Below are 26,243 nucleotides of genomic sequence, written 5' to 3' on the forward strand. Positions count from 1 at the left end.
GGCTGCCATGTCGCTGCGATCCACTGCCAAGCGCTGGACCTACCTGGTGCACCGTTGGCTGGGCATTGGTGGGTGCCTGCTGATGTTGCTGTGGTTCGTCAGCGGCATGGTGATGCTGTTCATCGGTTACCCGAAGCTGACGCCGGGAGAACGCTTGGCCGCGCTGCCCGCACTGGCAGATGCGCGCGGCTGGCAGGCACTTTCCGTGCTGCCGGACGCCGTGCGACAGGAGCCTGAGCGGGTCGTGTTGACGACGCTGCGTGGCGAGCCCGCCTACGTGGTGCGCTCCGGGACGCACATGGGCGCGTGGTCGGCGCTTACCGGACAGGCATTGCCGCCTGTATCGGCGCAGCTGGCCGAAGTCTCCGCCGCGCAGTTCGCCGGTGGGCCGGCTTTCGTTGGCGCGATGCCGCTGGACGAGGATCGCTGGACGCATTCGCGCGGCCTTGATCCGCACCGGCCGCTGTACCGCGTCGGCGTGGGTGGCGCAGAGCCTGGTGATGTCTACGTGTCCTCGCGCACCGGCGAAGTGGTGCTGGATGCACCGCGCCTGCAGCAGCGGTGGAACTATGTGGGGGCGTGGCTGCACTGGCTGTACTTCCTGCGTATGCAGTCGGTGGACCCGGTGTGGACGTGGACGGTGATTGTGCTTTCAGCGCTGTGTACGGTGGCCGCGATCAGCGGGGTCGTGGTCGGCATCTGGCGCTGGCGGTTTCGCGGGCAGTACCGCTCAGGGTCGAAGACGCCGTACCAGGAACCGTGGATGCGCTGGCATCACCTGATCGGGTTGATGGCGAGCGCATTCGTGTTCACCTGGATCTTCAGTGGCCTGATGTCGATGAATCCGCTGGGTGTTTTCAGCAGCTCACGCGCCTCGCTCAACGCTGCGCGCTATCAGGGTGAGGTTCGGGCGGATGCAGGCGTCATCGCACAGCCGGCTGCGGTACTGGCTGCAGTGCACACGCCGCAGTTCGTGCCGGTCGAGATCCAGTGGCGACGCATCGGCGGTGAACTGTTCGCTGTGGCGCTGGACGGCAACGCCGATTCACGGGTGGTCACGGAGCGTGGCGGCGCACTGCAGGTATCCACTGCATTCGGTGCAGACTGGCTGCAGGGCAGGGTAGCGGCGATGTCCGATGCGCGCCTGCGTGAGTTCACCATTCTGCAGACGCCCGATGCTTACTTCTATCCGCGCGCTGCAGAGGCGATGAATGGCGCCGCGGTACGTCGCTTTCCGGTGGCGATGGCTGACTTCGATGATGCTGAGGCAACCCGCGTCTATGTGGACCTGGCCACCGGCGATCCGCTGTTGACGATGGGCAAGCGCGAGCGCGCAGGTCGCTGGCTGTTTTCCTTCCTGCACAGCTGGGATCTACCCGCGCTGCTGCGACAGCCGAACAGCCGCTTGGTCGTGCTGCTGTTGCTCAGCCTGGCAGGTACCGCGCTGTGCGCGACGGCCACGGTGATCGGCTATCGGCGGTTGCGGATGACATTCTCGCGGCGGAAACGGTAACGCCAATACCTCTGGGTGGAAGGCTGTGAGACTATCCGGAGTTCCTGGGCAACGAGGGGCTGCGGTCCGTAGCCGATGTCTGCGGCCAGGAAAGTGCAGGGGCTCAATGCTTGCAGTGCTTCGATGGTAGTCCCTGGATAGGATTTCCACACAACGTAGATGGAGCAAGGATGAATTACGTTTCGATGGGTGTTCTCGCAATTGGAATTGCAGCTGCGTCTTCAGGCGCACAGGCCAAATCGTTGCCGCGTCTGTACAACTTCCCGACCACCACAACTGCCTCTGTTTCCAACGCACTTCCGGCGCCGGGACAGGTTATCCAGCTTTCCGCGCAGGTCGATGGCCAGGCGCTGGGGCTGTATCACATTCCGGGCAACGATCAGATCGGTGGGACGGTCGAGTTCAAGGTCAATGGCCAGGCGGTGGGCAAGGTGCAGGTCAGTACGGTCAACACGCCGTTCCTCGGTACGGTTTCCGACCTGGACAAGGGGTGCTGGGCTGCCATCCGTGACGTCCAGGTCTGTACGCACAAGTACGCCTACGGCCGTCCGGCCAAGGTCGCGATCAACTACACCGTTCCGGCAGGTTTCACTACCGCATCGATCACCGCGACGTTCAGTGGCGATGGTCAGTTCTCGCAAGGGTCTGTGTCGGCGCCAGTCAACCTGCGCAACATTCCCACCTTTGGTGAGATCCGCGGCATGGGCAACAAGTGCCTGGATGCCGAGGGCGCCAACACCGCGCCGGGCACCGCCATCCAGGTGTGGGATTGCACGCCGGGCACCGCACAGCAGCTTTGGACGGTGAAGCCCAATACCTCGACCATCACGGGGGTGCCCAGCAATCGCGTGCTCGATATCGTGGGCTATGGCACCAGCAACGGAAGCCGGATCCAGCTCTACGACGCGCATGGTGACTGGAACCAATCGTGGAAGTTCACCAACACGTCCATCGTCGGTGTGGCCAACAAGGTGCTGGATGCTACCGGTGCGTCAAGCGCCAACGGCACCAAGATCCAGCTGTACAGCAATGCGCTGACCAGCAACCAGAAGTGGGAGTTCAATCCCGCCAACGGCTCGATTGTCGGTGTCGGTGGCAAGTGCCTGGATGTTGAGGGTGCGAATTCCGCGGATGGCACCCGCGTGCAGTTGTGGGATTGCACGGGCGTGCCGCAGCAGCGCTTCGAACTGGGCGCGGACGGGTCTATCCGTGGGCTGGGCGGCAAATGCCTGGAAGCGGCTGACGGTGCGAGCCATGACGGGAATCCGATCCGCATGTGGTCCTGCAATGGTGGCGCGCACCAGTCCTGGCGGCTGGTAGGCGAGATCCGCAACCCGCAGACCAACATGTGCCTGGATGACCCGGGCATGGGTAACACCAATGGCTCGAAGGTGCACATGTGGATGTGCCAGGGCACAGAGAATCAGCGCTGGGAATTCTCCTCCTACTGACTTTTCGGCCCGATGCAGTGTGGAACCGTGCGCCTTCGCGCGCACGGTTCTTTGCAGGGACAGGTCAACCGCCTGCCATGCAGGTTTACATCCGCAGCCACCGCGTCGACACCGCCACCAGCAGCAGCGCCATCGCCACGCCGACGAAGGCGGCGATGAGGCCGAAGTGATTGGCGGCGAAGCCGATCAGCGCCGGGCCGGCAAGAATGCCGGCAAATCCAAGCGTGGAGACCGCAGTGATGGCGATCGCCTGCGGCATCCGGTTCTGGCTGCCAGCCAGCGAGAACAGCGCCGGTGCGATGTTGGCGCAGCCCAGCCCGACCAGCACGTAGCCGCCCAGTGACGCCTGCCACGGCGTGACCAGGGTGAGCACCAGCACGCCGGCGCAGGCCAGCAGCGCACCGGCCACGATGGCCTTCTGCCGGCCGATGCGCTCCACCAGGCGGTCGCCGAACAGGCGCGCCACGGTCATGGTCAGGGTGAAGGTGACGTAGCCGATGCCGGCATGGCTGGCATCGACCTGGCGGATGTCGGTGAGGAACACCGCACTCCAGTCCAGCATCGCGCCTTCCGCCAGGAACGCGATGAAGGCAAGCACGCCGATGAACATGACGATGCCGCGCGGCCACGCCAGCAGCAGTGTATCGTGTGCGACGCGCTCGCCACGCCAGTAGCGCGCCGACAGCAGTGCGACCACACCCATCATCAATACGCCGAGCAGCACCGCCGAGATCGGCGCCATGCGCGCGCTCAGCAACAGGGTCATCGTCGCCGCGCCGAGGAATCCACCGATGCTGAAGAACGCGTGGAAGCCGGACATCATCACCCGCTGTGCTTCGCGTTCCACCACCACGGCCTGTACGTTCATGGTGCAGTCCATCGCACCCACGCCGGCACCGAAGACGAACAGCACCAGGCCCAGCATCCACACCGACTCGGCCAGCGCCAGGCCGGGTACCGTTGCGCAGATGATCAGCGTGGTGGCGACCATCACCCGGCGGCAGCCCAGCCGTGCGGCGAACAGGCCCGACAACGGCATGGCCAGCAGCGAGCCGGCGCCCAGGCAGAGCAGCACCAGACCCAGCGTGGCGTCGTTGATGTCGGTGCGCGCCTTGGCGAAGGGCACCAGCGTGGCCCACAGCGCAGTAGCGAAGCCGGGAATGAAGAATGCAGCGCGGGTCGCGTGCTGTTCGGCACGCGGTCGGTTGGCGAGGGACATGGGCGGTACGGTCAGGGAGGTGTCGGATGTACGGCGATACCGGCGGCACGGAAACGGGCGGCCAGCGCAGGTGGTGCCGAGGTGGTCAGTACCAGATCGTCGATGTCGTCCAGGCCGGCGATCTGCCAGTTGCCGCGTGCGCCCAGTTTTTCGGTGGTGGCGGCGACGATGATGCGGCTGCTGCAGGCGACCATCGCGCGCTTGAGCGTGGCTTCCTCGGCGTCCATCGCCCACACGCCGGTATCGACGTCGACGGCGCAGGGGCCGGGCAGAAAGACATCCGCCCGCAGGTGCTGCACCTGGGCCAGCGCCTCGGCACCGACCGCGCCGCCGCCTGCGGCCAGGCGCCCACCGATCAGCTGCACGGTGGTGCCGTCCTGCCACGCCGCGGCGGTGGCGATCTGTGGCGCGTTGGTGATCACCGTCAGCCCCAGCGCACCCGGCAGCTGCTGGGCGATGGCCAGGTTGGTCGAGCCGGCATCGATCAGCAGGACCTGGCCGGGCTGCAGCAACGTGCAGACACGGGCGGCCAGCTCATCCTTGCCGGTGCGGTCCTGGGTCATCCGTTCGCGCAGCGGTACCGCCTTCGGGGCCGGCAGCACCGCGCCACCATAGACGCGCTGGCACAGGCCCTGGGCGGCCAGTTCACGCAGATCGCGGCGGATCGAATCTTCGGATATGCCATAGCGGCGGGCCAGTTCGGCGGCCACTACGCGCCCCTGCTGGCGCAGCTCCTGCAGGATCAGCTGGGTACGTTCGGCGGGGAGGGCGGGGTCGGAGTTCATGCTTCAATTGTGCATAAACGTGCATGAACGTGCAACATCGAGTGCCCGGCCAGAAGTTGGCGAGACGGGCTGTACACACTCCAACTGCAGCGATGGTGAATCGCGCGGGCGCTGGCGCTGCTCATTCCCTTTCCCGCGCGGCATCATGGCGAGGCACCCGGCACGGAACCCTGCATGTCCTCCACCGTTCATCACAAGCTGCGCATCGGCGCTGATCAATTCACCGGCCAGAAGGTGGTCGACCAGCAGTTCCACGAGTGCGATTTCTCCGGCGCGGACCTCACCGCCACCGAGTTCGTGAACTGCGGTTTCTACGACGCCGACACGCGCACCGGGTGCCGTTTCAGTGGTGCCACGTTGAAAGAAGCCAGCTTCCGCCAGTGCGACATCAGCATGTGCAACTTCAACTTCATCAAGGCGCTGGGGCTGGAAATCAGCGAGTGCCGCGCGCAGGGCGCCGATTTCAGCAACGCCAGTTTCATGAACCAGATCACCACGCGCAGCTGGTTCTGCAGCGCCTTCATCAAGAAGACCAACCTGCGCTATGCCAACTTCTCGCGGGTGACGCTGGAGAAGTGCGAGCTGTGGGAAAACCGCTGGGAAGGGGCCAACGTCAGCGGTGCCAGTTTTGCAGGGTCGGACCTGTCCGGTGGCCAGTTCGATGGCATCGACTGGAACACGGCCAACTTCACCGATTGCGACCTGACCAACTCCGAACTGGGTGAGCTGGACGTGCGCAGCACCAACCTGCGTGGCGCCACGCTGGATGTGCAGCAGGTGGCGCTGCTGATGCAGCGGATCGGCATCACCGTGGTGCCTTGAGCGTGCGTGGCGGCGCTATGCCGGCGCGGTCGGCGCATGGGCCACCCAGCCCTTGAAGCTGAAGCCGGCGTAGAACAGTTCCACGTTGTCGAAGCCAGCCTCCTGCAGCAGCGCCACTTCCTGCTCGGGCGACAACAGCGGTAGACGCTCGGCGATCGCGGCGGCTGCGCGCTGCGCATCGGCACGTGGAATGCCGGAGGCCTCGCCGAACGCAGCATAGCGCTGCAGCCAGCGATGCTTGCCGGCCGCGTCCTGCGGCACGCTGTGGTGGGCGACCACCAGCGGCGCACCCGGACGCAGTCGTTGCCGCAGTTCGCGCAGGGTGTGCAGTCGTTGCTCAACGGTGAGGAAATGCAGGGTGAGCAGGCAGGTGGCGCCGTCGAAGACGGTGGGCGGGGCATCGTCGACGTAGCCTTCCAGCAGCGTGACCTGCGCCATCAATGGCCCCAGGGTCTGTTCGGCCAGCGCGAGCATTGGCGCGGCCGGATCGATACCGAGCATCTGCCACTGCGGGTGCGCTTCGGTGAAGGCCTTGAGCTCCAGGCCGCCACCTGCGCCGAGCACCAGCACCTGGCCATCGTCGGGCACATGTTCGGCCAGCAGCAGGTGGGTCATCTGCTGCAGTCCTAGGAAACCCGGCACCTGCCGCAGCGGGCCGTCGGCGTAGCGGGCGACGGCGTGGGGATCGGAGAAGGAAGGCATGCTCATTCCTGGCGGGTAGATTCCGAGGTCATGGTGCTTGCGGCGCGGCGTATCAAGTGCTTCGCATACCATTCTGGTCTCAGGAGTTGAGACACCTGGGCTGGACACTATTGCATCCGCAGCAGAGGATCACACGCATGCCCGTCAGTTTCGAAACCGGCGACATCTTCGCTACACCGGGGTTGAGCAGCTACGCCCACGGATGCAACTGCGCAGGGGCAATGGGCAAGGGCATCGCGGTGGCGTTCCGTCAGCACTGGCCGGCGATGTATGAAGCCTACCGACGCCTTTGCATGGCTGGTGAATTCGCCCCGGGAGATGTCTTTGTATGGGAGGAGGGGGCTGTCACTGTGTTCAATCTGGGCACACAGCTCAGCTGGCGCACGAAGGCTGAGTTCAGTGCGGTAGAGCGAGCGCTGTCGGAGATGCTGCGCGAAGCCGAGGTACGCGAGGTACCCGAGATTGCGCTGCCGAGTATCGGTGCCGGGTTGGGGGGGCTCGAGTGGCCGCGGGTTCGCGCGCTCCTCGAGGCGTTCGGTGCTGCGACGCCGATTCGCCTGCGAGTTTGCGAGACGTTTGTCGAAGGTGTGCCGCTGGCGGCGTGACTGCGGATGCCCCGGTTGAGGCGCTAGTCCAACGCCTTCCCAAGCACCTGCCAGATCTTCGGGTCCCGGCACTGCGACACATTGAAGCGCACGTAGTCGGCAGCCCGCTGCGACTGGCTGAAGGCATTGCCGGGCGCCACCACCACGCCTTCGCGCAGGCACTGCCGTGCCACGGCCGATGCATCGCGGCCATCGGGCAGCTGGCACCACAGGAACAGCCCTGCTTCCGGTTGCAGCCATGGCGTGATGCCCAGCTTCTGCACCTGCCGCAGGGTGTGCTTGCGCGCATCGGCCAGGCGCGTGCGCACCGCCTGCATGTGCCGGCGGTAGCCGCTGTCGGTCAGCGCGATCTGCATCAGGTGTGCGGCCAGGTGCCCGCCGCCGAAGCTGGTGGCCAGCTTCAGATCGGTCAGTGCCTCGATCCAGTCCGGGCGCGCGGCGATGTAGCCGCAGCGCGATGCCGCGGAGATGGTCTTGGAGAAACTGCCGACATGGATTACCCGCGACAATCCATCCAGCGCTGCCAGCCGCGGCGCCGGACGCAGCTCGAAGTCGGCGAAGATGTCATCCTCGATGATGATCAGTTCGCTGCGTTCGGCCAGGCCCAGCAGGCGATGGGCCGTGGTCGCCGACAGCACCGCGCCGGTCGGGTTGTGCAGTCCGGAATTGGTGATGTACAGGCGCGGCGCATGTTCCTGCAATGCGCTGGCGAACACTTCCAGATCCGGGCCGGTGTGCGTGTAGGGCACGCCGATGGCCTGCACCTGATGCGCCTTCAACAGTGCGTGGTAGTTGAAGTAGCTCGGATCATCGACCAGCACGCAGTCGCCGGGCTTCAGCAGGAAGCGGCAGATCAGGTCGACCGCATGCGTTCCCGATTCGGCCAGCAGCAGCTGCTCCATCGACGCTTCGATGCCCAGCGTGGCCGCGCGTCGCTGCAGCGTCTGCCGCAGTGCCGGCAGGCCGAGTGGCCCGGCGTAGTCAACCAGGTGTGCGGCGTCGGCGCGGGCCATGCGGCGCAGGCCACGGCGCAGGCCATCGTGGTACAGCCAGTCGCTGGGCATCCAGCCGCAGCCGGGCTTGAGGTGGCCGGGTGGGGTTTCCAGTGATTGCCGCGATACCCACAGCGGGTCCACCGCGCGATCAAGGCGCGGTTCCATCTCGGCCAGCGCCAGCGGTGCTGCCGGGCCAGTCACATAGAAGCCGGAGCCGGCGCGCGCGGCGATCACGCCCTCGGCCGCCAATCGTTCGTAGGCCTCGACCACGGTGGACACGGAAACGGCCATCGCCACCGCCTGCGCGCGCACCGAGGGCAGGCGGCTGCCCGGGCCATCCAGGCGCGAGCTGATGCGTGAGCGGACGGCGTGGATGACGCTGTCGATGCGGCTGGGTGGTCGGGTCATGAGGGCGACTGTAGGGGAATTGTGAGCAGTACAGTTACTTGTGACTGTACTGGATTGTAGCTGTGTATCGCCGGCGCCCGGTGGCTCAATGACGGGCACAGCCGGCTGTCGCCCGGTACTTCTGGAGCAGGGTGTGGAACGGTCGGCAAGCGGGTGGATCAATGGCTTCATCGGTGTAGTGATCTTCGCCGGCTCCTTGCCGGCCACCCGTCTGGCGGTAATGGAACTGGACGCCAGCTTCGTTACTGCCGCGCGCGCCAGCATTGCCGCGTTGCTGGGGCTGGTACTGCTGCTGGCATTGCGGCAGCCGCGCCCGCTCAGAAGCGATCTGCCCGGCCTGGTGCTGGTCAGCTTGGGCGTGGTGGTGGGCTTTCCCCTGCTGACCGCGTTGGCCCTGCGCCATGCAACGTCAGCCCACACCATCGTGTTCCTGGGACTGCTGCCACTGAGCACAGCAGTATTCGGCGTCCTGCGCGGCGGTGACCGGCCACGCCCGGCATTCTGGGTGTTCTCGCTGCTGGGCAGCGCCTGCGTGGTCGGCTACGCCGCACGCAACGGCATCGAGGCCTCGCTGCAGGCCGACCTGCTGATGCTGGCGGCGATCGTGGTCTGCGGGCTCGGCTACGCCGAGGGCGGCCGCCTGGCCCGGCATCTGGGCGGTTGGCAGGTGATCAGCTGGGCACTGCTGTTGGCACTGCCGGTGATGCTGCCGCTGATGGTGGCGATGCGCCCGGTCTCGTTCACGGCGGTCGCTGCCTCGGCCTGGTGGGCGCTGGGGTATGTGGCGGTGTTCAGCATGCTGATCGGGTTCCTGTTCTGGTATCGCGGTCTGGCCCAGGGTGGCATCGCCGCGGTTGGCCAGCTGCAGCTGCTGCAGCCGTTCTTCGGCCTGGCGCTGGCGGCGATGCTGCTGCACGAGACCGTCAGCGCGGGCATGCTGCTGGTGACCGTAGCGGCGGTGATCTGCGTAGCCGGTGCCCGTCGCTTCAGCCGCTGACAGCCCAGCCCCATCGTCTCGCGATACCGTTGGTGTATCGCGCGGTCGTGCAAACAGTATTGGCCGAGGAGGATGGCGCTCGCCGATGCTGGCCGGATGAAACCCAATTCCAGTATCTCGTTCGAAGGCCAGGTGGGCCTGGTGACCGGTGCCGCCGGTGGCCTGGGTCTGGCCTACAGCCGCCTGCTGGCGCAACGTGGCGCGCATGTGGTGATGCATGACGTGGGCGCCGCAACGGACGGCACGGGCGCCGATCCGCAGCGCATCGCCACGGCGGTGGCGGCGCTGGGCAGCCAGGGCCTGCCGGTCGAGGCCGCCAGCGGCCCCATCAACGAGCGCAGTGGTTGCCATGCGCTGGTGCAGGACATCCTGCAGCGCCACGGTCGCCTGGACTTCATCATCCACAACGCCGGCTGGGTGGCCTATGCCGGTATCGAAGCGGTGGAGGACGATGCGCTGGAGCAGATGTTGTGCCTGGCCGCGAAGACACCGCTGTGGCTGGCGCAGGCGGCATGGCCCGCGATGCGCGCTGCCGGCGGCGGACGCATCGTGCTGACCACCTCCGATCGCGCGCTGTACCCGCAGTATGCGCAGCGCGGCCTGTGCGGCTACGCGATGGCCAAGCTGGCCGCGCAGGGGCTGGTCAATGTGCTGGCCCTGGAAGGCGCCGAACATGGCATCGTGGTCAACGCGGTATCGCCGGTGGCCAAGACCCGCATGTGGGGCATCGACGGAGAGCCGGATGAACTGCATCCCGATGCCGTGGCCACCGGGGTGGCGTTCCTGGTTTCCACGCGCTGCCGGCAGGGTGGCTGGATTCTGCGTGCCAGCAACGGCCAGTTCCATGCACTGCGGTTGCAGGAAGCAGAGCACGTGGACTATCCACGCGACCTGCGCGCGGTGGCCGCCGACAGCATCGAATCGGTGGCCCTGCAGTGGCCGGTCATTGCACGGCCGAGTGTCGACGCGCGCGGCTGAGCGCGTACCCTAGGCGGGTCTCCACCTGCCTGCGATGAAATGATCGATCTGCGCCTGCTCCGTCAGTTCGTGGCGGTGGCCGAAGAACTGCACTTCCATCGCGCCGCTGCACGCCTGCACATGTCGCAGCCGCCGTTGACGGCGGCGATGCGGCGCCTGGAAGACGAAGTGGGCACGGGATTGATCGTGCGCGGCAACCGTACGCTGGGCCTGACCGCAGCGGGGCAGACGCTGCTGGTGGAAGCGCGCGCGACGCTGCAACAGGCCGAACAGGCGTTGCAGCGCACGCGCGAATCGGCGGCAGGGCAGACCGGCAGTCTGCGCGTAGGCTACGTCGGCAGCGCACTCTATGGGCGCCTGCCGGCGCTGATCCGCCAGTTCCGCCACGCGTTTGCGCAGGTGCAGCTGCATCTGCACGAAGCCACCTCGCGGCAGCAGCAACAGTGGCTGCGCGAAGGGCGCATCGACCTGGGTATCCTGATTCCGCCGATCATTTCCGCAGAATTGCATCTACGGGCGTTCGACCATGATCGACTGGCCATTGCCCTGCCGCGCGCGCATCGGCTGGTGGCACAGCAACGGCTGGATGTTGCAGACCTGATGGACGAGCCCTTCGTTTCATGGCCATCTGCCGAAGGTGTCGGCTTCCATGCACAGGTACTGGGCCTGTGTACCGCTGCCGGCTTCACGCCACGGGTCGTGCAGGAAGCGCAGGGCATGCACGCGGTGCTGTCGCTGGTGGCCGTGGAAGCAGGTGTGGCGATCGTGCCGGCAAGCATGAGCGGGTTCCGTCCCGAAGAAATCGTCTACCGGCCACTGGGCGGTGGCAATGCTGCGTTCGAGCTGCAATTCTGCATGCGCCCGGAATCGCCGACGCCGGTGCTGCAGAATTTCCTGGCGATGGCAGCGCAACCGGTAGTGTCGTGATTGCCCGTTGAGCTTCCGTGCTGCATGCACGGGTAGAGCAGTTGTCTGCGTCGTGCATGCCTCTGGAATGTGATCCGGCCTGCAGTTCTGACCCTGGGAATCGCGCCTGCCGCAAGCCTGATGCACAGGCGCGGGCAACTCCTACATACCGTCCCGGCGACAACGACCAGCATGTGCCCGTCGGCCATCATCGGCCGGCTGGGATTGGCGTCCCACAATCAACTCTGGCACGTGATCGGCAGGCGCACGGATGGCGCCTTCCGGTCACGTGACCCGCTGTCCGTGGTGGGCGATGTGTGGGGATCACCATGATCCGCCGGTCAGTCCCAGAGTTGTCCGGTACGCCAACCCGCATCGCCCGCCGCCTGTTCGTGGTCAGCCACGAATGCGTTGATCGCGCTTGCCTCGGGGGTGGCAATGCGCGTCGTGCATGGGGAGCGGCGGCGGGCGGTGCATCTGTCTGCTCAACAAGGACGGGCGAACAGATGGTCGGCCATGTAATCGATGAACACCCGCAGGCGCGCGCTGGGATGACGATTGCCGGGCCAGAGCAGTGAGAATTGCCCGCGCTGCGGCTCCATCATCGGCAACACCTGCTGCAACCGGCCATCGGCCAGTGCTTCGGCCGCCAGGAAGTCGGGCATCCAGGCGACGCCCATGGCGCCGATTGCAGCGGCCAGCAGCGCTTCCATGTTGTTGCAGGTCATTGCTGTAGTCAGAGCGGCGCCGGCGTCGCCATCGACGCCGGGCAGGCTCCAGGGTTGCAGCATGCCGGTGGTCGGGAAGCGGAAACGCACCGCCTGCAGCGTACGCAGTTCCGGCAGCGACTGTGGCCAGCCGTGTGTTCGCAGGTAGACCGGCGCTGCGCACAGCACGAAGTGGAAGCTGCCGAGGCGCCGCGACATCAGGCTGGAGTCGGCCAGTTCACCGCTGCGTATCACTGCATCCAGTCCTTCGCTGACGACATCGACCAGGCGGTCATTGAAATCAAGTTCCAACTGCACCTGCGGGTAGCGCTGCTGGAAGCCGGGCAGCACCGGCAGCAGAAAACGGTAGCCGATGGTGGGCAGGCCAATCCGCAGCAGCCCGCGGGGAGCGAGTTGACGCTGCGCAAGGTCGGCCTGGGCCTCGGACAGTTCATCCAATGCACGGCGGCAGCGCTGCAGCAGCAGGTCGCCTTCGTCGGTGAGGTGCATGCGGCGCGTGGTGCGGTGGAACAGTCGCGTACCCAGGTCCTGTTCCAGGCGGGCGATCCGCTTGCCCACCGCCGAAGCGGACAGGCCCAGTACGCGCGCGGCGCCGACAATGCTGCCGGCCTCGGCGGTGCGGACGAAAGCCAGTAGTGCGGAAATGGAATCCATGGCGGGATGATTGCGGAACACCTGGCCGTAATCAAACGCCTGTGAGCCTGTTTTTACCCGATCGCGGCCTGTTCATCATCAATGCCCCGATTGCAGGAGGCCCCGATGGCCCGTTTCTTGATGGATTCCCAGCCCGTGCAAGGGCGTTGGGCCCTGGTGTCGGTGTGCCTGGCGGCGCTCGCGTTGCCGTTGTCGTTCTCGGCCGGCGCGGTAGCGGTGCCGGTGCTGGCCATCCAGTTGGCCAGCTCGCCCGCTTCGTTGGCCTGGGTGACCAACGCCTTCATGCTCAGCTTCGGCAGCCTGCTGCTGGCGGCAGGGGGACTGGCGGACCGCTATGGGCGACGCCGGCTGTTCCTGCTGGGCAGCGGCGGTTTCGCGTTGGCGACGTTCTTCGTCTGCATGGCGCCGGATCTGTTCTGGCTGGACCTGGCGCGCGGTCTGCAAGGCGTGGGCGCTGCCGCAGCATTGGCATCGGGTAGCGCGGCGCTGGCGCAGGCGTGGCACGGCCAGGCCCGTATGCGTGTCTTTGCCCTGCTGGGCACCACCTTTGGCGCCGGCCTGGCGCTGGGGCCGCTGCTTGCGGGCGCGCTGCTTGAGGCGATGGGTTGGCGAAGCGTGTTTGCCGCCGGTGGTGTGCTGGCTCTGCTGGCATGCATGCTGGCAGTGCGCGTGCTGCCAGAGAGCCGCGGGCAGGCCGGGCGGCTGGACGTGCCGGGCATGCTGGCTTTCAGCCTGATGCTGAGCATGCTGACCCTGGCGCTGTTGTGGCTGGGCGAATTCGGCCTGCCCGCAGCGCGGGTACGGTGGGCATCGCTGGCGGCCGCGCTGCTGGCGGCTTCGTTCGTACTGATCGAGCGCAGGCAGCTGGCGCCGTTGCTGGATCTTTCGCTGTTCGCGCAGCGGGCATTCGTCGGTGTGCAGCTGCTGCCGGTGGCAACCTGCTTCGGCTACGTGGTGCTGCTGGTGGTGCTGCCGCTGCAGTTGCTGGGCGTGCATTGCCAGGGCGTCGCCACCGTCGGCGTGCAGATGCTGGCGCTGTCCGCGCCGATGCTGGTGCTGCCACTGCTGGCCGCGCGCTGGGCCGGCCGGATGGGAAGCACGCGCCTGTGCGTGGCTGGGTTGCTGCTCTGCGCGTTGGGGCTGTATCTGCTGTCGCGGCAGGCGGTACATCCGCTGCCTGCGCAATGGATCCCGCCGCTGCTGCTGATCGGTGCAGGCACCGCATTGCCCTGGGGGTTGATGGACGGGTTGTCGGTCAGTGTGGTGCCGGTGCAACGCGCGGGCATGGCGGCGGGGATCTTCGGCACGGTGCGAGTAGCGGGCGAGGGCATCGCACTGGCGGCGGTGACCGCATTGCTGGCGACGCTCATCAGCCACCGCCTGCAGGGCGCATCTGCTCCGGCACTGGGCAGGGCGGCGGCCTATCTGGCAACCGGAGCATTGCATTCGGCCCAGCCGCTGCTGCCCGGAGCAACGGCCCTGCAGTTGCAGCGCGCCAGCGGCGAGGCGCTGGCGCAACTGCTGCACATGCTGTCAGCGCTGACCGCCGGCAGTGCCTTGCTGCTGCATGTGCTGCTGCGGAGCTCAACGGCCGTTGCCGTGCCCAGAGCCGGTAACTGATGGTGGCGGTGACCGCCTCAGGGAAGCCCGTCTGCGGCACCGCGGATGCTCATCCAGGCGCCGCCGTCCGGGCCGCTGCCGGCGCGGACGCGGAAGCCGTGCAGTCCCGCAATGGCGGCCACGATCGACAGCCCCAGGCCAAATCCTGGAGCTTGCCCGGCACTGCTGCTGCCGCGGAAGAAGCGCTGGTAGATCAAGGTGCGGTCCTGCGGCGGGATGCCCGGCCCGTTGTCGATCACATCGATGCGGGGCGCGCCGTGGTCGTCCACCGCGCGCAGCAGGATGCGCCCGTGCGCGGGCGTGAACTGCAGGGCGTTGGACAGCAGGTTGGCCACCGCTTCGAACAGCAGCTCGCGATCGCCGCGCAGCACGCCGATCTGCGGCGCGACCTGCAGCTGCAGCTCCTGTTGTTTCTCCTCGGCCAACGGCAGGTAGAACTGGTGCAGCTCCTGCAGCAGGTCGGCGATGTCGACCTTGTCGAAGGCGGAGCGGCGCTGGTGGCTTTCCAGCTCGGACACGCGCAGCAGCGCAGCGAAGCGCGCCATCAGCATGTCAGTCTCCGCCAGCGCCTTGTCCAGCGGGTCCGCATGCGGGTCGTGCTCGTCCAGGCCCACGCGCATGCGGTAGAGGTGCGCACGCAGCCGGGTGAGTGGCGTGCGCAGGTCATGCGCGATGCTGTCGCACACGCCTTTGACCTCGGTCATCAGCTGTTCGATGCGTTCCAGCATGGCGTTGACGATGCTCGACAGCCGATCGATTTCATCGCGCCGGTTGGACACCGGCAGCCGTCGCCCGAGGTCGCCGGCGATGATCCGGTTGGTGGCCGCTTCGATCTGCTGGATCCGCTTCAACGGGCGCCGGCGCAGCAGATGCCAGCCCACCAGCCCGGGAATGACGGTCAGTGACACGCCCCACAGCAGCGCATCGAGGATGATGCTGTTGACCGCCATCAGCTTGCCGTTCTGGCGCACGAACACCAGTGTGCGGCCATCGCGGGTCACCACGCCGAGCGCGCTGCCACCGCTCTCATGCGGGCCATCGACCAGTGTCCAACCCGCCACAGGATGCGAGTTGCCATCCAACGGCAGTCCCTCGGGAATGGCCGTCAGCGGCCCCGCCATCGGCATGCCGGCGTTGTCGAACAGCCCGTACGTATACACCTGGTGCAGGTCGAAGCGCTGGCTGTCGCGCAGCGCGTCATCCAGGGCAGGGCCGTCGAAGCTCATGAACAGATGAGCGCGCTGCTGCAGACCCGATTCGGTCAGGTCGTTCAGGTAGTCCGAGATACGCCAGTACATCACTCCCAGCAGCATGCTCGACCAGGCCACGAACAGGATGCAGTACAGGCCAAGAAGGCGGCTGCTGGACGAGCGCCACTGATCAGGGTTGCGCGTCGAAGACATAGCCGGTTCCCCTTACGGTCTTGATCGGCTGCGTGCGGCCGGGCTGCTCGATGCGTTTGCGCACACGGCCGATATGCACGTCGATCAGGTTGGTGCCCGGATCGAAGTGGTAGCCCCAGACCTCCTGGAACAACATGGTGCGGGTGACCACCTGGCCGGCATTGCGGACCAGGAATTCGAGCAGCTTGAATTCGGTCGGCAGCAGGCTGATCTCCTGGCCGCCGCGGCGCACCGAGCGGCTCATCAGGTCCAGTTCGAGATCACCGGCGCGCAGTACGCTGTCGGCAGTGCCCGTCTGCCCATGGCGGCGGATCAGCACCTCCACCCGCGCAGCCATTTCATCCGAAGCGAACGGCTTGGTCAGGTAGTCGTCGCCGCCGGCGCGCAGCCCGCGCACGCGCTCATCCACGTCCGACAATGCGCTGATCATCAGCACCGGCGTGGTCACGCCTTCGCGGCGCAGCGTGGTGACCAGGGTCAGCCCGTCCACGCCCGGCAGCATGCGATCCAGGGTGATCACGGCGTAGTCGCCGGCGCGTGCCAGTGCCAGGCCATTGCTGCCATCGGCCGCCAGGTCGACCTCGAAGCCGTGGCTGCGCAGCTCGGTGGCGATTTCCTCCGCGGTGACAAGGTCGTCCTCGATGGTGAGTACGCGCGGCATGGGCCACTTTGCAGATTGGGACCAGCGCATCCTCGCAACCACGGGCGTGCACTGCAAATGAAAAATGTTTCATGCGTTTTTCGCTGGATCGCAGCGCGGGGTCTTCTATATTCGGCGCCGAGCGCTCCCCCCGGCGCGTGGAACCTGCTGCCGATGACCCTTCCGTATTTCGTCCTGCCGGCTGCGGCCAGGCGCCTGCCCCGAACCTGGCGCCTGCCGCTGCTGTTGCTGGCCCTGGCGACCCTGCTGGCCGGCTGTGGCAAGGACGCGCCCAAACCAGGCGCCGCGACGCCGGAAGTGACCGTGCTGACGCTGCAGAACCAGTCGCTGGCGCTGGAGCAGGAGCTGCCGGGACGCACCATCGCCTCGCAGGAATCGGATGTACGCCCGCAGGTGGACGGGGTGCTGGTGAAGCGGCTGTTCGAGCAGGGGCAGCTGGTGAAGGCCGGGCAGCCCCTGTTCCAGATCGAGCCGGCGCTGTACCAGGCCGCCCTGAACGAGGCGCAGGCCAACCTGAAGACCGCCGAAGCGGCGGCCGTGACCGCGCGTCTGCGGGCGCAGCGGATGCAGGCGCTGGGCAAGGACCAGCTGGCCGCACGCCAGGACGTGGACGATGCCATCGCCAGTGGCCAGCAGGCCGCTGCGGCAGTGCAGGCTGCGCAGGCGGCGCGCGATACCGCCAGCACGCGGCTGGGTTTTGCCACAGTCACCGCACCGATCGCCGGTCGCATCGGGCGCGCGCTGTTCACCCCCGGTGCGCTGGTGACGTCGGCGCAGGCCGACCCGCTGGCGCGGATCCAGCAGGTGGATCCGATGAACGTGGATATCACCCAGTCCAGCAACGAGTACCTGGCGCTGCGTCGTGCCATTGCCGAGGGTGGGGTGCAGGCCAACAGCGCGCCGGTGCGGCTGCGCTTGTCCGATGGCACCGACTACCCGCTGCCGGGCACGCTGGAGTTCGCCGACATCGATGTGCAGCAGGAGACCGGCAGCATCACCCTGCGTGCGCAGTTCCCCAACCCCGAAGGACAACTGCTGCCGGGCATGTACGTGCGCGCGCAGGTGGGCCAGGGCACGCAGCAGCAGGCGCTGCTGGTGCCGCAGTCGGCGGTGGACCGCAGTGCCAAGGGCGAGGCGCAGGCGTGGCTGGTGGACAAGGAGGGCAAGGCGCGGCTGCGTATCTTCCGCACCGCACGCGCGGTCGGCAACCAGTGGCTGGTGCTTGATGGCATCAGCGCCGGCGAGCAGGTGGTGGTGGCGGGGGCGCAGGGCCTTGCCGACGGCATGCCGGTGCGGGTGAAGCCCGCGCCCGTGGCCGCGCCGGCCGGAAAGGACTGAGCGCATGCTGCCGCGCTTCTTCATCCACCGCCCCGTATTCGCTTGGGTACTGGCGATCTGCATCATGGCGTTCGGCACGATTGCGGTGACCCAGCTGCCGGTCGAACAGTATCCGGACATCGCACCGCCGCAGGTCAACATCACCGCCAACTACACCGGCGCGTCTGCGCAGACGGTGGAAGACAGCGTCACCCAGGTGATCGAACAGCAGATCAAGGGCATCGACCACCTGCTGTATTTCTCTTCCACCAGCTCGTCTTCGGGGCAGGCGCGGATCACGGTCACCTTCGACCAGAGCGCCAACCCCGATATCGCCCAGGTGCAGGTGCAGAACAGCGTCAACCAGGCCATCAACCGCCTGCCGCAGGAAGTGCAGCAGCAGGGCGTGACCGTGGCCAAGTCGCAGGGCGACTCGCTGATGGTGGTGTCGCTGTACGACACCAGCCGGCGCATGGAGCGGGTGGACGTTTCCGACTTCCTGGTCAGCAACGTGCAGGATCCGATCAGCCGCATTGCCGGCGTCGGCGAGATCAATGTGTTCGGTTCGGCCTATGCGATGCGGGTGTGGCTGGATCCGCACAAGCTGCGTGCCTACGACCTGATGCCGTCGGATGTGCGCAGTGCGATCCAGGCGCAGAACACCCAGGTCACGGCCGGTGAACTGGGGGCGCTGCCGTCCAGTGCGACGCAGAGCCTCAATGCCACCGTCACCGCGCAGTCGCGCCTGCAGACCCCGGAACAGTTCCGCGCGATCATCCTGCGCACGCTGCCCAGTGGCGCGGCAGTGCACCTGGGCGATGTGGCGCGGGTCGAGATCGGCGCGGAGAATTACCAGACCAGCAGCTACCTCAACGGCTATCCGGCCGCAGGTTTCTCGGTGACCCTGGCCTCCGGCGCCAACGCGCTGGCCACCGCCGATGCAGTGCGCGCGGAGCTTGAGCGGCTGCGGCCTACGTTCCCGCCCGGGCTGCAGGTCGCCTATCCACGCGACAGCACGCCGTTCGTAAGGGTCTCCATCGAAGGGGTCATCCACACCCTGATCGAGGCGATCGTGCTGGTAGTGGTGGTGATGTTCCTGTTCCTGCAGAACGTGCGTGCCACCCTGATCCCGGCGATCACGGTGCCGGTGGTGCTGCTGGGTACTTTCGGCGTCCTCGCGGTGGCCGGCTTCACCATCAACACGCTGACCCTGTTTGCGATGGTGCTGGCCATCGGCCTGCTGGTCGATGATGCGATCGTGGTGGTGGAGAACGTGGAGCGCATCATCCACGAAGAGCATCTGCCGCCACGCGAGGCGACCGAGAAGTCGATGGGCGAGATCACCGGTGCGCTGATCGGCATCACCGTGGTGCTCGGCGCGGTGTTCCTGCCGATGGCGCTGTTCGGTGGTTCCACCGGCATCATCTACCGGCAGTTCTCGATCACCATTGCATCTGCCATGGCGCTGTCGGCGCTGGTCGCGCTGACCCTGACCCCGGCGCTGTGCGCGACCCTGCTCAAGCCTTCGTCGGCACAGAAGCCACCGGGGCGCTTCTTTGCTGCGTTCAATCGCGGCGTCGAACGCAGCCAGTCGGCCTACCAGAGCAGGCTGGGGGGCGTGGTGGCCCATCCGCGGCGCTGGATGGCGTTCTACCTGCTGCTGGTGATCGCCATGATTGCCTTGTATGCGCGCATGCCGACCGGCTTCCTGCCGGTGGAGGACCAGGGCCAGGTGACCTTCCAGTTCTCCACGCCGGAAGGCACGCCGATGGCGCGCACGGAGGCGCTGGGTGAGCAGATCAGCCGCTACTTCATGGAGCATGAAAAGCAGAACCTGGACGTGGTGTTCGTGGTGGTCGGTCGCAACAATGCGGGTACCGGCCAGAATGCGGGGCAGGGCTTCCTGGCTCTCAAACCCTGGGACGAGCGCAACGGCGACAACACTGCGGCGGCGATCATCGCGCGCGCCAATGCCTATTTCCGCAAGCTGCCCGATGCCAAGGTCAATGTACTCGCTCCGCCGGCCGTGCGTGGCCTGGGCCAGTCCAGCGGTTTCGAACTGTGGCTGCAGGACACCAGCGCGGCCGGTCGCGTGGCCTTGCAGGCGGCGCAGGAACAGGTGGTGCGCGCGGCCGGCGAAGATGATGGGCTCACGTCGGTGCGCTTGAACGGGCTGGGTGACAAGGCCGAGCTGCGGCTGGACATCGACCACGCCCAGGCCAGTGCGCTGGGTCTGGCCCAGGCCGACATCAATTCCACGCTGTCTGCCGCCTGGGGCGGCAGCTACATCAATGATTTCCTGGACCGCGGTCGGGTCAAGCGTGTCTACATGCAGGGCGACCAGCCCTACCGCAGCGTGCCCGACGACATCGGTCAGTGGTATGTGCGCGGCGGCAACGGTCAGATGGCCTCGTTCGCCAGCTTCGCCAGCAGCCACTGGGCGCGTGGGCCGCAGCTGCAGCAGCGCTTCAACGGCCTGCCTGCGATGCAGATCCAGGGCAGTGCGGCCGAAGGGCGCAGCTCGGGTGAAGCGATGCAGCGCATGCAGGCGCTGGTGGCCGATCAGCCTGGGTTCGATCTGCAATGGAGCGGGCTGTCCTACCAGGAACAACTGGCCAGCAACCAGACCCTGTACCTCTATGCCGCGTCGATCGCCTTCATCTTCCTGTGCCTGGCCGCGCTCTACGAGAGCTGGACGGTTCCGGTGGCGGTGGTGCTGGTGATCCCGCTGGGCGTGATCGGCACGGTGCTGGCGACCACGGCTGCGGGCTTCGTCAATGACATCTACTTCCAGGTGGGGTTGCTGACCACGATTGGACTATCGGCAAAGAACGCGATCCTGATCGTGGAGTTCGCCGAAGCGCGCTACCGCGCAGGTAGTTCGGCGGTGGAGGCGGCACTGCAGGGCGCGCGCCTGCGCCTGCGGCCGATCGTGATGACCTCGCTGGCCTTCGTGGCAGGCGTCATTCCGCTGGCATTGGCCACCGGCGCCGGCGCGGTCAGCCGCCGTGAGATCGGCATGAGCGTGATCGGCGGCATGCTCTCGGGAACGGTGCTGGCGGTGGTGCTGGTGCCGCTGTTCTTCGTGCTGGTACGGCGGCTGGGCAGGGCGCGGCCGGTGCACTGAGGGCAGGGCCGCCAGCTGTCATCGGTATGCCGCAGCGCCATCACCCGGTCTTGGCCTGGGCATCGGTACGGTAGATCGTCCCCGCCCCCAACGGAGACCTGCCATGTGGTTGCTCGACCGACTCTGGCCCCCGCGCCCTGTGCTGCCCGCCGAGACGCTGCCGCCTGCAGCGGACATGCCCTCGCGTCGAGCGCCGTTGAAGCGCCCGTTGCGCGTCGGCCGGGCCAGCATGGCGCCGTGGCAGAAGATCGCGCCGCCGCTGCGGCGCAGCCGGCACTAACCGGTACGGTCGGCGGGGTGGTTCACCCCGTCATTGACCGGAATCGTTCCCAGCGCGAACGGATCGATGCCTTCCAGGCAGGCCACGTTGTAGCCGTACTGGTCCGGGTTCGAGCGGCGGCGGTGGTGCGTGTAGATGCCACAGACGCCGCAGAAATAGTGCTCGGCCACGTGGGTGTTGAACTGGTACAGGCGCAGATGAGCCTGGCCGCGCACGATCTGCAGCCCGTCCCGTGCCACGCTGGCGGCGATGGCGCCGCGGCGCCGGCACATCGAACAATCGCAGCGGCGCGGGTCGACGATGCCCTCGGGCAGGTCCAGCAGCAGCTCGACCGTGCCGCAATGACAACTGGCCCGGTGCTGCGCCTGCACGGCTACGCCGGCCACGGTGGTGATGCCCATCTCTGCTCCCTGCGCGCCCTTGGTGGGTGCCAGTATGCCCCCCGGCCACGCCAGCCTGAACCGGTTGTAGATGTCGCCGTGAGGCGGCTTGTGGCTAACTATGCCGCCCCGGGACCTCGACAGGACGCCAGTGAAAGCCGCAGGACGATGGATGACAGGATGTGTGATGGTGCTGCTGGCGCTGTGGGTGGCCGGTCTGTTGACCTACCAGATGCCCGGGCCGGGCTGGCTGGGCGCCACCGCGGCGTTGCTGTGGCTGCTGGCCGCCGCCTGGGCGGCCTGGCAGGTGGCGCGCGGCCGTGGCACGCGCAGGCTGTGGGCGGCCTTTGCCGGCGCTCTGGCGCTTGCGGGGCTGTGGTGGCTGCTGCTGACCCCACGCCAGGACCGCGACTGGGCCGATGACGTGGCGCAGCGCCTGCACGTGGAATCCTTCGATGGCCGCCACGTGGTGCTGGACAACGTGCGCGATTTCACCTGGCGTACCGAGACCGACTACGACGCGCGCTGGGTGCGCCGCAGTTACGACCTCGACCAGCTGCGTTCGGCCGATCTGGTGCTGTCGTACTGGATGGGCCCGGCAATCGCCCACACCCTGATCTCGTTCGGATTCGAGGACGGGCGCCACCTGGTGTTCTCACTGGAAATCCGCAAGGAGCGCGGTGAATCGTTCTCGGCGCTGGGCGGCTTCTTCCGCAAGTTCGAGATGACCCTGGTCGCCTCCGAGGAAACCGACATCATCCGCACCCGCACCAACGCGCGCGGCGAGGATGTCTACCTGTACCGCCTGCACGGCATGGACCGCAACCAGCTCAAGACCCTGTTCGCTGCCTACATCGACCAGGCACGCCAGCTTGATGCTGCGCCCGGCTTCTACAACACCCTGACCAGCAACTGCACCACGATCGTCTTCGATCTGGCGCGGCATATCGCCCCGCGCCTGCCGCTGGACTACCGGTTGCTGGCCTCGGGCTACCTGGCCGAGTACGCGCAGGAGGTGGGCGCGCTCACCCCCGGCGTGCCGTACGCCGAACTGCACGCCAAGGGCCGCATCACCGAGCGCGCGCTGAAGATGGCCCCCGACGATGATTTCTCCACCGTGATCCGCCAGGGCATCCCCGGCACCGAGCAGGACCCGCAGCAATGACCCCGATGATCCCGTTCCGCTGGCAGCGCGTGCTGCCGGCGCTGTTGGCTGCCTTCCTGCTGCTGGGTGGCAGCGGCTGCGCGATGGTCACCGTCAAGCAGGTGGCGTCCAGCGATTACCTGGTCAACAAGCGTGCCGACGTGCTCAACACCGGCAAGCTCAGCCCCGCCTCGCGCGAGACGCTGAGTGCGGCCGGGCTGGACGAATCGCAGTGCGAGAAGGACTTCCTGGTCTGCCGCAGCACGCTGTTGATGACCGATGACCTCAACGTCGAGCAGCGCTTGTCGACGCTGTCCGAGTTGTGGGTGAAGGCCGCTCTGGCACTGACGCCGAAGAAGCAGGCGGCCAACGAGCCGCCGATGAGCGATGCGGCGCTGGATGCGTGGCTGGAGGCGGCGCGCTATGGCTACGCCTATCTGTTCTACAGCGGACGCTCGCCCTCCGATCGTGCGTTCGAGGACCGGCAGACGCAGGTGCGCGATTACTACAACTACGCTGCCGAGAAGGCCGCCGTGGTGTTGTTCGCGCGCGCCCGCGCCGCCGCATTGGCCGGCGAGGACTACACCAAGCCGGTGTCGGCAGGCAGCTGGACGCTGGCTTCCGATTTCCAGCGGCTGTCGCTGAAGAGCATTCCCAAGCAGCTGGTGCCGGCAGGCACCGTCAGCTTCGTCGGCATGCGCAGCACCTATCGCCGCGATGGTTTCGGCGCCGAACTGGTGATGGTGATGGACCCGCCGAAGCTGGTGGTGCCGGTGGTCGCCGCGGAAGGGCCGAAGGCCGAAACGGCACAGGCGCAGGCCACGAAGGACGAGCAGGAGGAGGGCGTCCGTCGCGGACGCCGCCACCAGCACGACGATTCGGTGCCCGAGTACAGCGAGATGTCCTCGATCAACGTTACCGCATTGCTGCGTTTTGAAGGCAACACGCTGGAGGACGTGATGCGCACCCGCCAGGTGCTGCTGGATGGCTATTCGCCGGAGGCGACCGAGCGCATCACCCTGCATGGCGAAGAGGTGCCGCTGGCGGGCAACTTCACCGCCGCCTACGGCCTGTGGCTGGCGCAGAGCGGGTTCGCCACGCAGTCGCTGCGTACCCTGTTCGGCATGAGCGAGGGCATCGGCGAGCCGCACATCTACCTGATGCAGCCATGGGATCCGAACCGCCGCATCATCTTCATGCTGCATGGCCTGGGCAGCAGCCCGGAAGCCTGGGTGAACCTGGCCAACGAGATCATGGGTGACCCTGAACTGCGCCGCGAGTTCCAGGTGTGGCAGGTGTACTACCCGACCAATGCGCCGATCGCGCTGAACCGCTATGAGATCGCCAACGCATTCAACGACACGCTGAAGCACTTCGACCCCAACAACAGCACGCGTGCGTCCAAGGACATGGTCTACATCGGCCACAGCATGGGCGGCGTACTGGCGCGGCTGCTGGTCAGCGACTCTGGCGACGTGCTGTGGAACGATCTACTGGCCAACTATGACCTGAAGGGCGAACGCCTGAAGCGGGTGCAGTCCAAGCTGGGGCCGCTGCTGCACTTCAAGGCCGAACCGAACGTGGAGCGTGCGATCTTCATCGCAGCCCCGCACCAGGGCACGGACATCGCCGGCAACAAGGTCGGTCGCCTGATCGGCCGCCTCGTTCGCCTGCCGCTGACCATCCTCGGCAAGTTCGAGGATGTGTTCCTGGCCTTGGCGCAGGCCGAGCAGCAGGTGGATGGCACGGCCAAGCCGAAGATCCCCAACAGCATCGACAACCTCAAGGCCAGCGACCCGTTCGTGAAAGCCGCTGCGCAGCTTCCGATCACGCCGGGCCTGAAGTACCACTCGATCATCGCCCAGCGCAAGCCGGAACTGCCGGTGGAGAAGTCCGATGATGGGCTGGTGCCGTACTGGAGTTCGCACCTGCCCGGCGCGCTGTCGGAGAAGGTGATCATTTCCGGTCACAGCGTGCAGGAAACCCCGCAGGCGGTGCTGGAAGTGCGCCGCATCCTGCACCAGGACATCGATGAAGTGGGCACGGTGGCGAAGCCCTGATCGCGGCGTCCGCCGGGCGTGCCCCGGCGGAACCCGCGGCGTGTCTACACCCGCCTGGCGATCACGGTGGCGAACGCGGCCAGGCCGAGGGTGATGGCCAGGCACATGATGTAACCGGTATGCGGGGCGCTTTCCACGAACAACGCGAACAGCGCGCCGGATACCGCCAGTGCGGTGGTCACCGACAGCGCTTCGCTCAACTGCAGGGCCGAGGTATTCGCGCCCTGTTCGTGCGGCGGTGACAACGACAACGTCAGCACCGACAGGCTGGCGTAGATCATGCCCATGCCGAAACCGGTCAGCGTCCAGCCGACCAGGGCGACCGGCAGTGGCACCGCGGTGAACAGTACCGCCAGCGTTGCGGCGATGCCCACGGTCATCAGCGGCGTGCCGACGCGCAGCAGTTGCTGGCGCGACCAGCCGCGCTGCTGGTGACCCTGCAGCCACGAGCCGGTGAACCAGCCCAGTGCGCCCAGGCTCAGCACCGCACCGGCCCAGCTGGGCGACAGCCCGCGCTCGCGCTGCAGCAGCAGGGGCAGGTAGGCCTCGCAGGCGAAGAACGCGGCAGCGGCCACACCACGCAGTGCGATCACGCTGGGCAGGCCGCGGCGCAGGCGCAGGGTGCCGGCCGGCAACAGGCGATGCACGCAGAACAGCAGCGCCAGCATCGCCACGCCGATGCACACCAGCGCCGGCACGCCCTGTTGCTGCCCACCCAGGTACAGCAGCAGGGCAGCAAGGGACGCGCCGGTGGCCCAGCGCACGATGCTGCCGCGGCCATCATCGGCAGCACCGGTCGCTGCAGCCTGCATGCGCGCCAGCGCCGGTCGCAGCAGCAGGCCGGCCGGTATCGCCAGCAGCGGCACCGCCAGGAACACCCAGCGCCAGCCCAGATGCTGCACGATCACCCCGCTCAGTGCCGGGCCGATCATTGAGGGCACCACCCAACCGGCAGAGAACGCGGCGAATACCTTCGGCCGCAGATGCTCGGGATAGGTACGGCCGACCATCACATACAGCGAGACCGAGATGGCACCGGCGCCGAGGCCCTGCAGCAGACGGCCGGCCACCAGCATGCCCATGCGCATCGCGAAGCCGGCCAGCAGCAGGCCCAGCACGAAGCAGGCCAGGCCCCACCACAGCGGCCGTGCCGGCCCGTGGCGGTCGGCCCAGCGGCCGGCCAGGGTCATGCCGATCACGCTGGTGGCCAAGGTGCCACCGAAGGCCAGCGCATACAGGCGCAGGCCGTCCAGGGCCTCGGCCACGGTCGGCATCGCGGCGGCTACCGCCAGCGCCTCGAAGGCATGCAGGGAGACCAGGGCGACCATGCCCACGGTGGTGGCGCGATAGCGCGCGGACAGGATGGAGGAATCGGCCGGATCGGCCGTGGCAGCGGGGGAGGGCATCGGGTTCCTGCGGGTGGCGGACGGGCCGCGCTTGTCATCTGGCGGCGATGGTAGCAGCATGCCACCTCAACCAAAGTTGAGG

The 26,243-nt window shown here is 67.0% G+C and carries 22 protein-coding genes; 13 read left to right on the top strand and 9 right to left on the bottom strand.

Annotated features, from left to right (window positions below):
* The first annotated feature begins 7 nt into the window (after window positions 1-7).
* Window positions 8-1,513, top strand: coding sequence for a PepSY-associated TM helix domain-containing protein (locus CR156_RS01900; RefSeq protein WP_100551704.1), 1,506 nt, complete (start codon window positions 8-10; stop codon window positions 1,511-1,513).
* A 170-nt stretch (window positions 1,514-1,683) separates the two neighbouring features.
* Window positions 1,684-2,964: an RICIN domain-containing protein gene (locus CR156_RS01905; protein ID WP_100551705.1), complete on the top strand. Its 1,281-nt coding sequence runs from the start codon at window positions 1,684-1,686 to the stop codon at window positions 2,962-2,964.
* An 85-nt stretch (window positions 2,965-3,049) separates the two neighbouring features.
* Here the strand turns inward: CR156_RS01905 and CR156_RS01910 are convergent, their stop codons facing one another.
* Window positions 3,050-4,183: an MFS transporter gene (locus CR156_RS01910; RefSeq protein WP_100551706.1), complete on the bottom strand. Its 1,134-nt coding sequence runs from the start codon at window positions 4,181-4,183 to the stop codon at window positions 3,050-3,052.
* Window positions 4,184-4,194: 11 nt separating this feature from the next.
* Window positions 4,195-4,968: a DeoR/GlpR family DNA-binding transcription regulator gene (locus CR156_RS01915; protein ID WP_100551707.1), complete on the bottom strand. Its 774-nt coding sequence runs from the start codon at window positions 4,966-4,968 to the stop codon at window positions 4,195-4,197.
* 174 nt (window positions 4,969-5,142) lie between these two features.
* Here CR156_RS01915 and smqnr point away from each other — a divergent pair, with 174 nt between their 5' ends.
* Complete coding sequence (smqnr, locus tag CR156_RS01920) at window positions 5,143-5,790, top strand: SmQnr family pentapeptide repeat protein (protein ID WP_100551708.1); 648 nt, start codon at window positions 5,143-5,145, stop codon at window positions 5,788-5,790.
* A gap of 15 nt (window positions 5,791-5,805) precedes the next feature.
* Here smqnr and CR156_RS01925 read toward each other — a convergent pair whose 3' ends face one another.
* Complete coding sequence (locus tag CR156_RS01925; RefSeq protein ID WP_100551709.1) at window positions 5,806-6,492, bottom strand: class I SAM-dependent methyltransferase; 687 nt, start codon at window positions 6,490-6,492, stop codon at window positions 5,806-5,808.
* A 137-nt stretch (window positions 6,493-6,629) separates the two neighbouring features.
* On the opposite strand from CR156_RS01925, the gene CR156_RS01930 reads away from it, so the two are divergent.
* Window positions 6,630-7,097, top strand: coding sequence for a macro domain-containing protein (locus CR156_RS01930; protein WP_100551710.1), 468 nt, complete (start codon window positions 6,630-6,632; stop codon window positions 7,095-7,097).
* A gap of 23 nt (window positions 7,098-7,120) precedes the next feature.
* On the opposite strand, the gene CR156_RS01935 is transcribed toward CR156_RS01930, so the two are convergent.
* A complete protein-coding gene (locus tag CR156_RS01935) occupies window positions 7,121-8,500 on the bottom strand; it encodes an aminotransferase-like domain-containing protein (RefSeq protein WP_100551711.1) in 1,380 nt (459 codons plus the stop codon).
* A gap of 133 nt (window positions 8,501-8,633) precedes the next feature.
* Here CR156_RS01935 and CR156_RS01940 point away from each other — a divergent pair, with 133 nt between their 5' ends.
* The 3 genes from CR156_RS01940 to CR156_RS01950 all read left to right on the top strand — a co-directional run bounded on the left by CR156_RS01940 (window position 8,634) and on the right by CR156_RS01950 (window position 11,402).
* Entirely contained in the window at window positions 8,634-9,497 is an 864-nt protein-coding gene (locus CR156_RS01940; protein WP_100551712.1) for a DMT family transporter, read from the top strand.
* Window positions 9,498-9,593: 96 nt separating this feature from the next.
* The gene (locus CR156_RS01945; protein ID WP_100554055.1) at window positions 9,594-10,475 is read left to right on the top strand and encodes an SDR family NAD(P)-dependent oxidoreductase; all 882 of its coding nucleotides are present in this window, start codon (window positions 9,594-9,596) and stop codon (window positions 10,473-10,475) included.
* 39 nt (window positions 10,476-10,514) lie between these two features.
* On the top strand, window positions 10,515-11,402 hold the full coding sequence (locus tag CR156_RS01950) for a LysR family transcriptional regulator (RefSeq protein ID WP_100551713.1): 888 nt from the start codon (window positions 10,515-10,517) through the stop codon (window positions 11,400-11,402).
* A gap of 464 nt (window positions 11,403-11,866) precedes the next feature.
* On the opposite strand, the gene CR156_RS01955 is transcribed toward CR156_RS01950, so the two are convergent.
* Entirely contained in the window at window positions 11,867-12,763 is an 897-nt protein-coding gene (locus CR156_RS01955) for a LysR substrate-binding domain-containing protein (RefSeq protein WP_100463469.1), read from the bottom strand.
* A gap of 105 nt (window positions 12,764-12,868) precedes the next feature.
* Between CR156_RS01955 and CR156_RS01960 the strand changes: the two genes are divergently transcribed.
* Window positions 12,869-14,383, top strand: a complete 1,515-nt coding sequence (locus CR156_RS01960; RefSeq protein WP_243381674.1) for an MFS transporter — start codon at window positions 12,869-12,871, stop codon at window positions 14,381-14,383.
* A 17-nt stretch (window positions 14,384-14,400) separates the two neighbouring features.
* Here the strand turns inward: CR156_RS01960 and CR156_RS01965 are convergent, their stop codons facing one another.
* Entirely contained in the window at window positions 14,401-15,786 is a 1,386-nt protein-coding gene (locus CR156_RS01965; RefSeq protein ID WP_100551714.1) for a sensor histidine kinase, read from the bottom strand.
* On the bottom strand, window positions 15,764-16,447 hold the full coding sequence (locus tag CR156_RS01970; protein WP_100551715.1) for a response regulator transcription factor: 684 nt from the start codon (window positions 16,445-16,447) through the stop codon (window positions 15,764-15,766). Before CR156_RS01970 ends, CR156_RS01965 begins: the two co-directional genes overlap by 23 nt.
* Window positions 16,448-16,600: 153 nt before the next feature.
* Between CR156_RS01970 and CR156_RS01975 the strand changes: the two genes are divergently transcribed.
* From CR156_RS01975 to CR156_RS22840, 3 genes are all read left to right on the top strand, one after another.
* Complete coding sequence (locus tag CR156_RS01975) at window positions 16,601-17,785, top strand: efflux RND transporter periplasmic adaptor subunit (protein ID WP_100551716.1); 1,185 nt, start codon at window positions 16,601-16,603, stop codon at window positions 17,783-17,785.
* A 4-nt stretch (window positions 17,786-17,789) separates the two neighbouring features.
* Window positions 17,790-20,891 (top strand): efflux RND transporter permease subunit, encoded by a 3,102-nt coding sequence (locus CR156_RS01980; RefSeq protein WP_100551717.1) that lies wholly within the window; start codon window positions 17,790-17,792, stop codon window positions 20,889-20,891.
* A 103-nt stretch (window positions 20,892-20,994) separates the two neighbouring features.
* Entirely contained in the window at window positions 20,995-21,171 is a 177-nt protein-coding gene (locus tag CR156_RS22840) for a hypothetical protein (protein WP_165780954.1), read from the top strand.
* Here the strand turns inward: CR156_RS22840 and CR156_RS01985 are convergent.
* Window positions 21,168-21,572, bottom strand: coding sequence for a GFA family protein (locus CR156_RS01985; RefSeq protein ID WP_089239261.1), 405 nt, complete (start codon window positions 21,570-21,572; stop codon window positions 21,168-21,170). The genes CR156_RS22840 and CR156_RS01985 overlap by 4 nt on opposite strands.
* A 166-nt stretch (window positions 21,573-21,738) precedes the next feature.
* Between CR156_RS01985 and CR156_RS01990 the strand changes: the two genes are divergently transcribed.
* Both CR156_RS01990 and CR156_RS01995 read left to right on the top strand, forming a co-directional pair.
* A complete protein-coding gene (locus CR156_RS01990; protein WP_100551718.1) occupies window positions 21,739-22,716 on the top strand; it encodes an Lnb N-terminal periplasmic domain-containing protein in 978 nt (325 codons plus the stop codon).
* 29 nt (window positions 22,717-22,745) lie between these two features.
* The gene (locus tag CR156_RS01995) at window positions 22,746-24,755 is read left to right on the top strand and encodes an esterase/lipase family protein (protein WP_409349562.1); all 2,010 of its coding nucleotides are present in this window, start codon (window positions 22,746-22,748) and stop codon (window positions 24,753-24,755) included.
* 44 nt (window positions 24,756-24,799) lie between these two features.
* On the opposite strand, the gene CR156_RS02000 is transcribed toward CR156_RS01995, so the two are convergent.
* Window positions 24,800-26,221 carry an MFS transporter gene (locus tag CR156_RS02000; RefSeq protein WP_100551720.1) on the bottom strand — a complete coding sequence of 474 codons (1,422 nt, stop codon included), beginning with the start codon at window positions 26,219-26,221 and terminating at the stop codon, window positions 24,800-24,802.
* Window positions 26,222-26,243: the final 22 nt, after the last annotated feature.

The organism is Stenotrophomonas lactitubi (genome assembly GCF_002803515.1).
In the GTDB taxonomy this organism is placed as follows: Bacteria; Pseudomonadota; Gammaproteobacteria; order Xanthomonadales; family Xanthomonadaceae; genus Stenotrophomonas; species Stenotrophomonas lactitubi.

Excerpts from the sequence above, each read along its gene's own strand:
- CR156_RS01900 (WP_100551704.1), top strand. The coding sequence starts at position 8 with ATGTCGCTGCGATCCACTGCCAAGCGCTGGACCTACCTGGTGCACCGT.
- CR156_RS01905 (WP_100551705.1), top strand. The coding sequence starts at position 1,684 with ATGAATTACGTTTCGATGGGTGTTCTCGCAATTGGAATTGCAGCTGCG.
- CR156_RS01910 (WP_100551706.1), bottom strand. The coding sequence starts at position 4,183 with ATGTCCCTCGCCAACCGACCGCGTGCCGAACAGCACGCGACCCGCGCT.
- CR156_RS01915 (WP_100551707.1), bottom strand. The coding sequence starts at position 4,968 with ATGAACTCCGACCCCGCCCTCCCCGCCGAACGTACCCAGCTGATCCTG.
- smqnr (WP_100551708.1), top strand. The coding sequence starts at position 5,143 with ATGTCCTCCACCGTTCATCACAAGCTGCGCATCGGCGCTGATCAATTC.
- CR156_RS01925 (WP_100551709.1), bottom strand. The coding sequence starts at position 6,492 with ATGCCTTCCTTCTCCGATCCCCACGCCGTCGCCCGCTACGCCGACGGC.
- CR156_RS01930 (WP_100551710.1), top strand. The coding sequence starts at position 6,630 with ATGCCCGTCAGTTTCGAAACCGGCGACATCTTCGCTACACCGGGGTTG.
- CR156_RS01935 (WP_100551711.1), bottom strand. The coding sequence starts at position 8,500 with ATGACCCGACCACCCAGCCGCATCGACAGCGTCATCCACGCCGTCCGC.
- CR156_RS01945 (WP_100554055.1), top strand. The coding sequence starts at position 9,594 with ATGAAACCCAATTCCAGTATCTCGTTCGAAGGCCAGGTGGGCCTGGTG.
- CR156_RS01950 (WP_100551713.1), top strand. The coding sequence starts at position 10,515 with ATGATCGATCTGCGCCTGCTCCGTCAGTTCGTGGCGGTGGCCGAAGAA.
- CR156_RS01955 (WP_100463469.1), bottom strand. The coding sequence starts at position 12,763 with ATGGATTCCATTTCCGCACTACTGGCTTTCGTCCGCACCGCCGAGGCC.
- CR156_RS01960 (WP_243381674.1), top strand. The coding sequence starts at position 12,869 with ATGGCCCGTTTCTTGATGGATTCCCAGCCCGTGCAAGGGCGTTGGGCC.
- CR156_RS01965 (WP_100551714.1), bottom strand. The coding sequence starts at position 15,786 with ATGTCTTCGACGCGCAACCCTGATCAGTGGCGCTCGTCCAGCAGCCGC.
- CR156_RS01970 (WP_100551715.1), bottom strand. The coding sequence starts at position 16,447 with ATGCCGCGCGTACTCACCATCGAGGACGACCTTGTCACCGCGGAGGAA.
- CR156_RS01975 (WP_100551716.1), top strand. The coding sequence starts at position 16,601 with ATGACCCTTCCGTATTTCGTCCTGCCGGCTGCGGCCAGGCGCCTGCCC.
- CR156_RS01980 (WP_100551717.1), top strand. The coding sequence starts at position 17,790 with ATGCTGCCGCGCTTCTTCATCCACCGCCCCGTATTCGCTTGGGTACTG.
- CR156_RS22840 (WP_165780954.1), top strand. The coding sequence starts at position 20,995 with ATGTGGTTGCTCGACCGACTCTGGCCCCCGCGCCCTGTGCTGCCCGCC.
- CR156_RS01985 (WP_089239261.1), bottom strand. The coding sequence starts at position 21,572 with ATGGGCATCACCACCGTGGCCGGCGTAGCCGTGCAGGCGCAGCACCGG.
- CR156_RS01990 (WP_100551718.1), top strand. The coding sequence starts at position 21,739 with ATGGTGCTGCTGGCGCTGTGGGTGGCCGGTCTGTTGACCTACCAGATG.
- CR156_RS02000 (WP_100551720.1), bottom strand. The coding sequence starts at position 26,221 with ATGCTGCTACCATCGCCGCCAGATGACAAGCGCGGCCCGTCCGCCACC.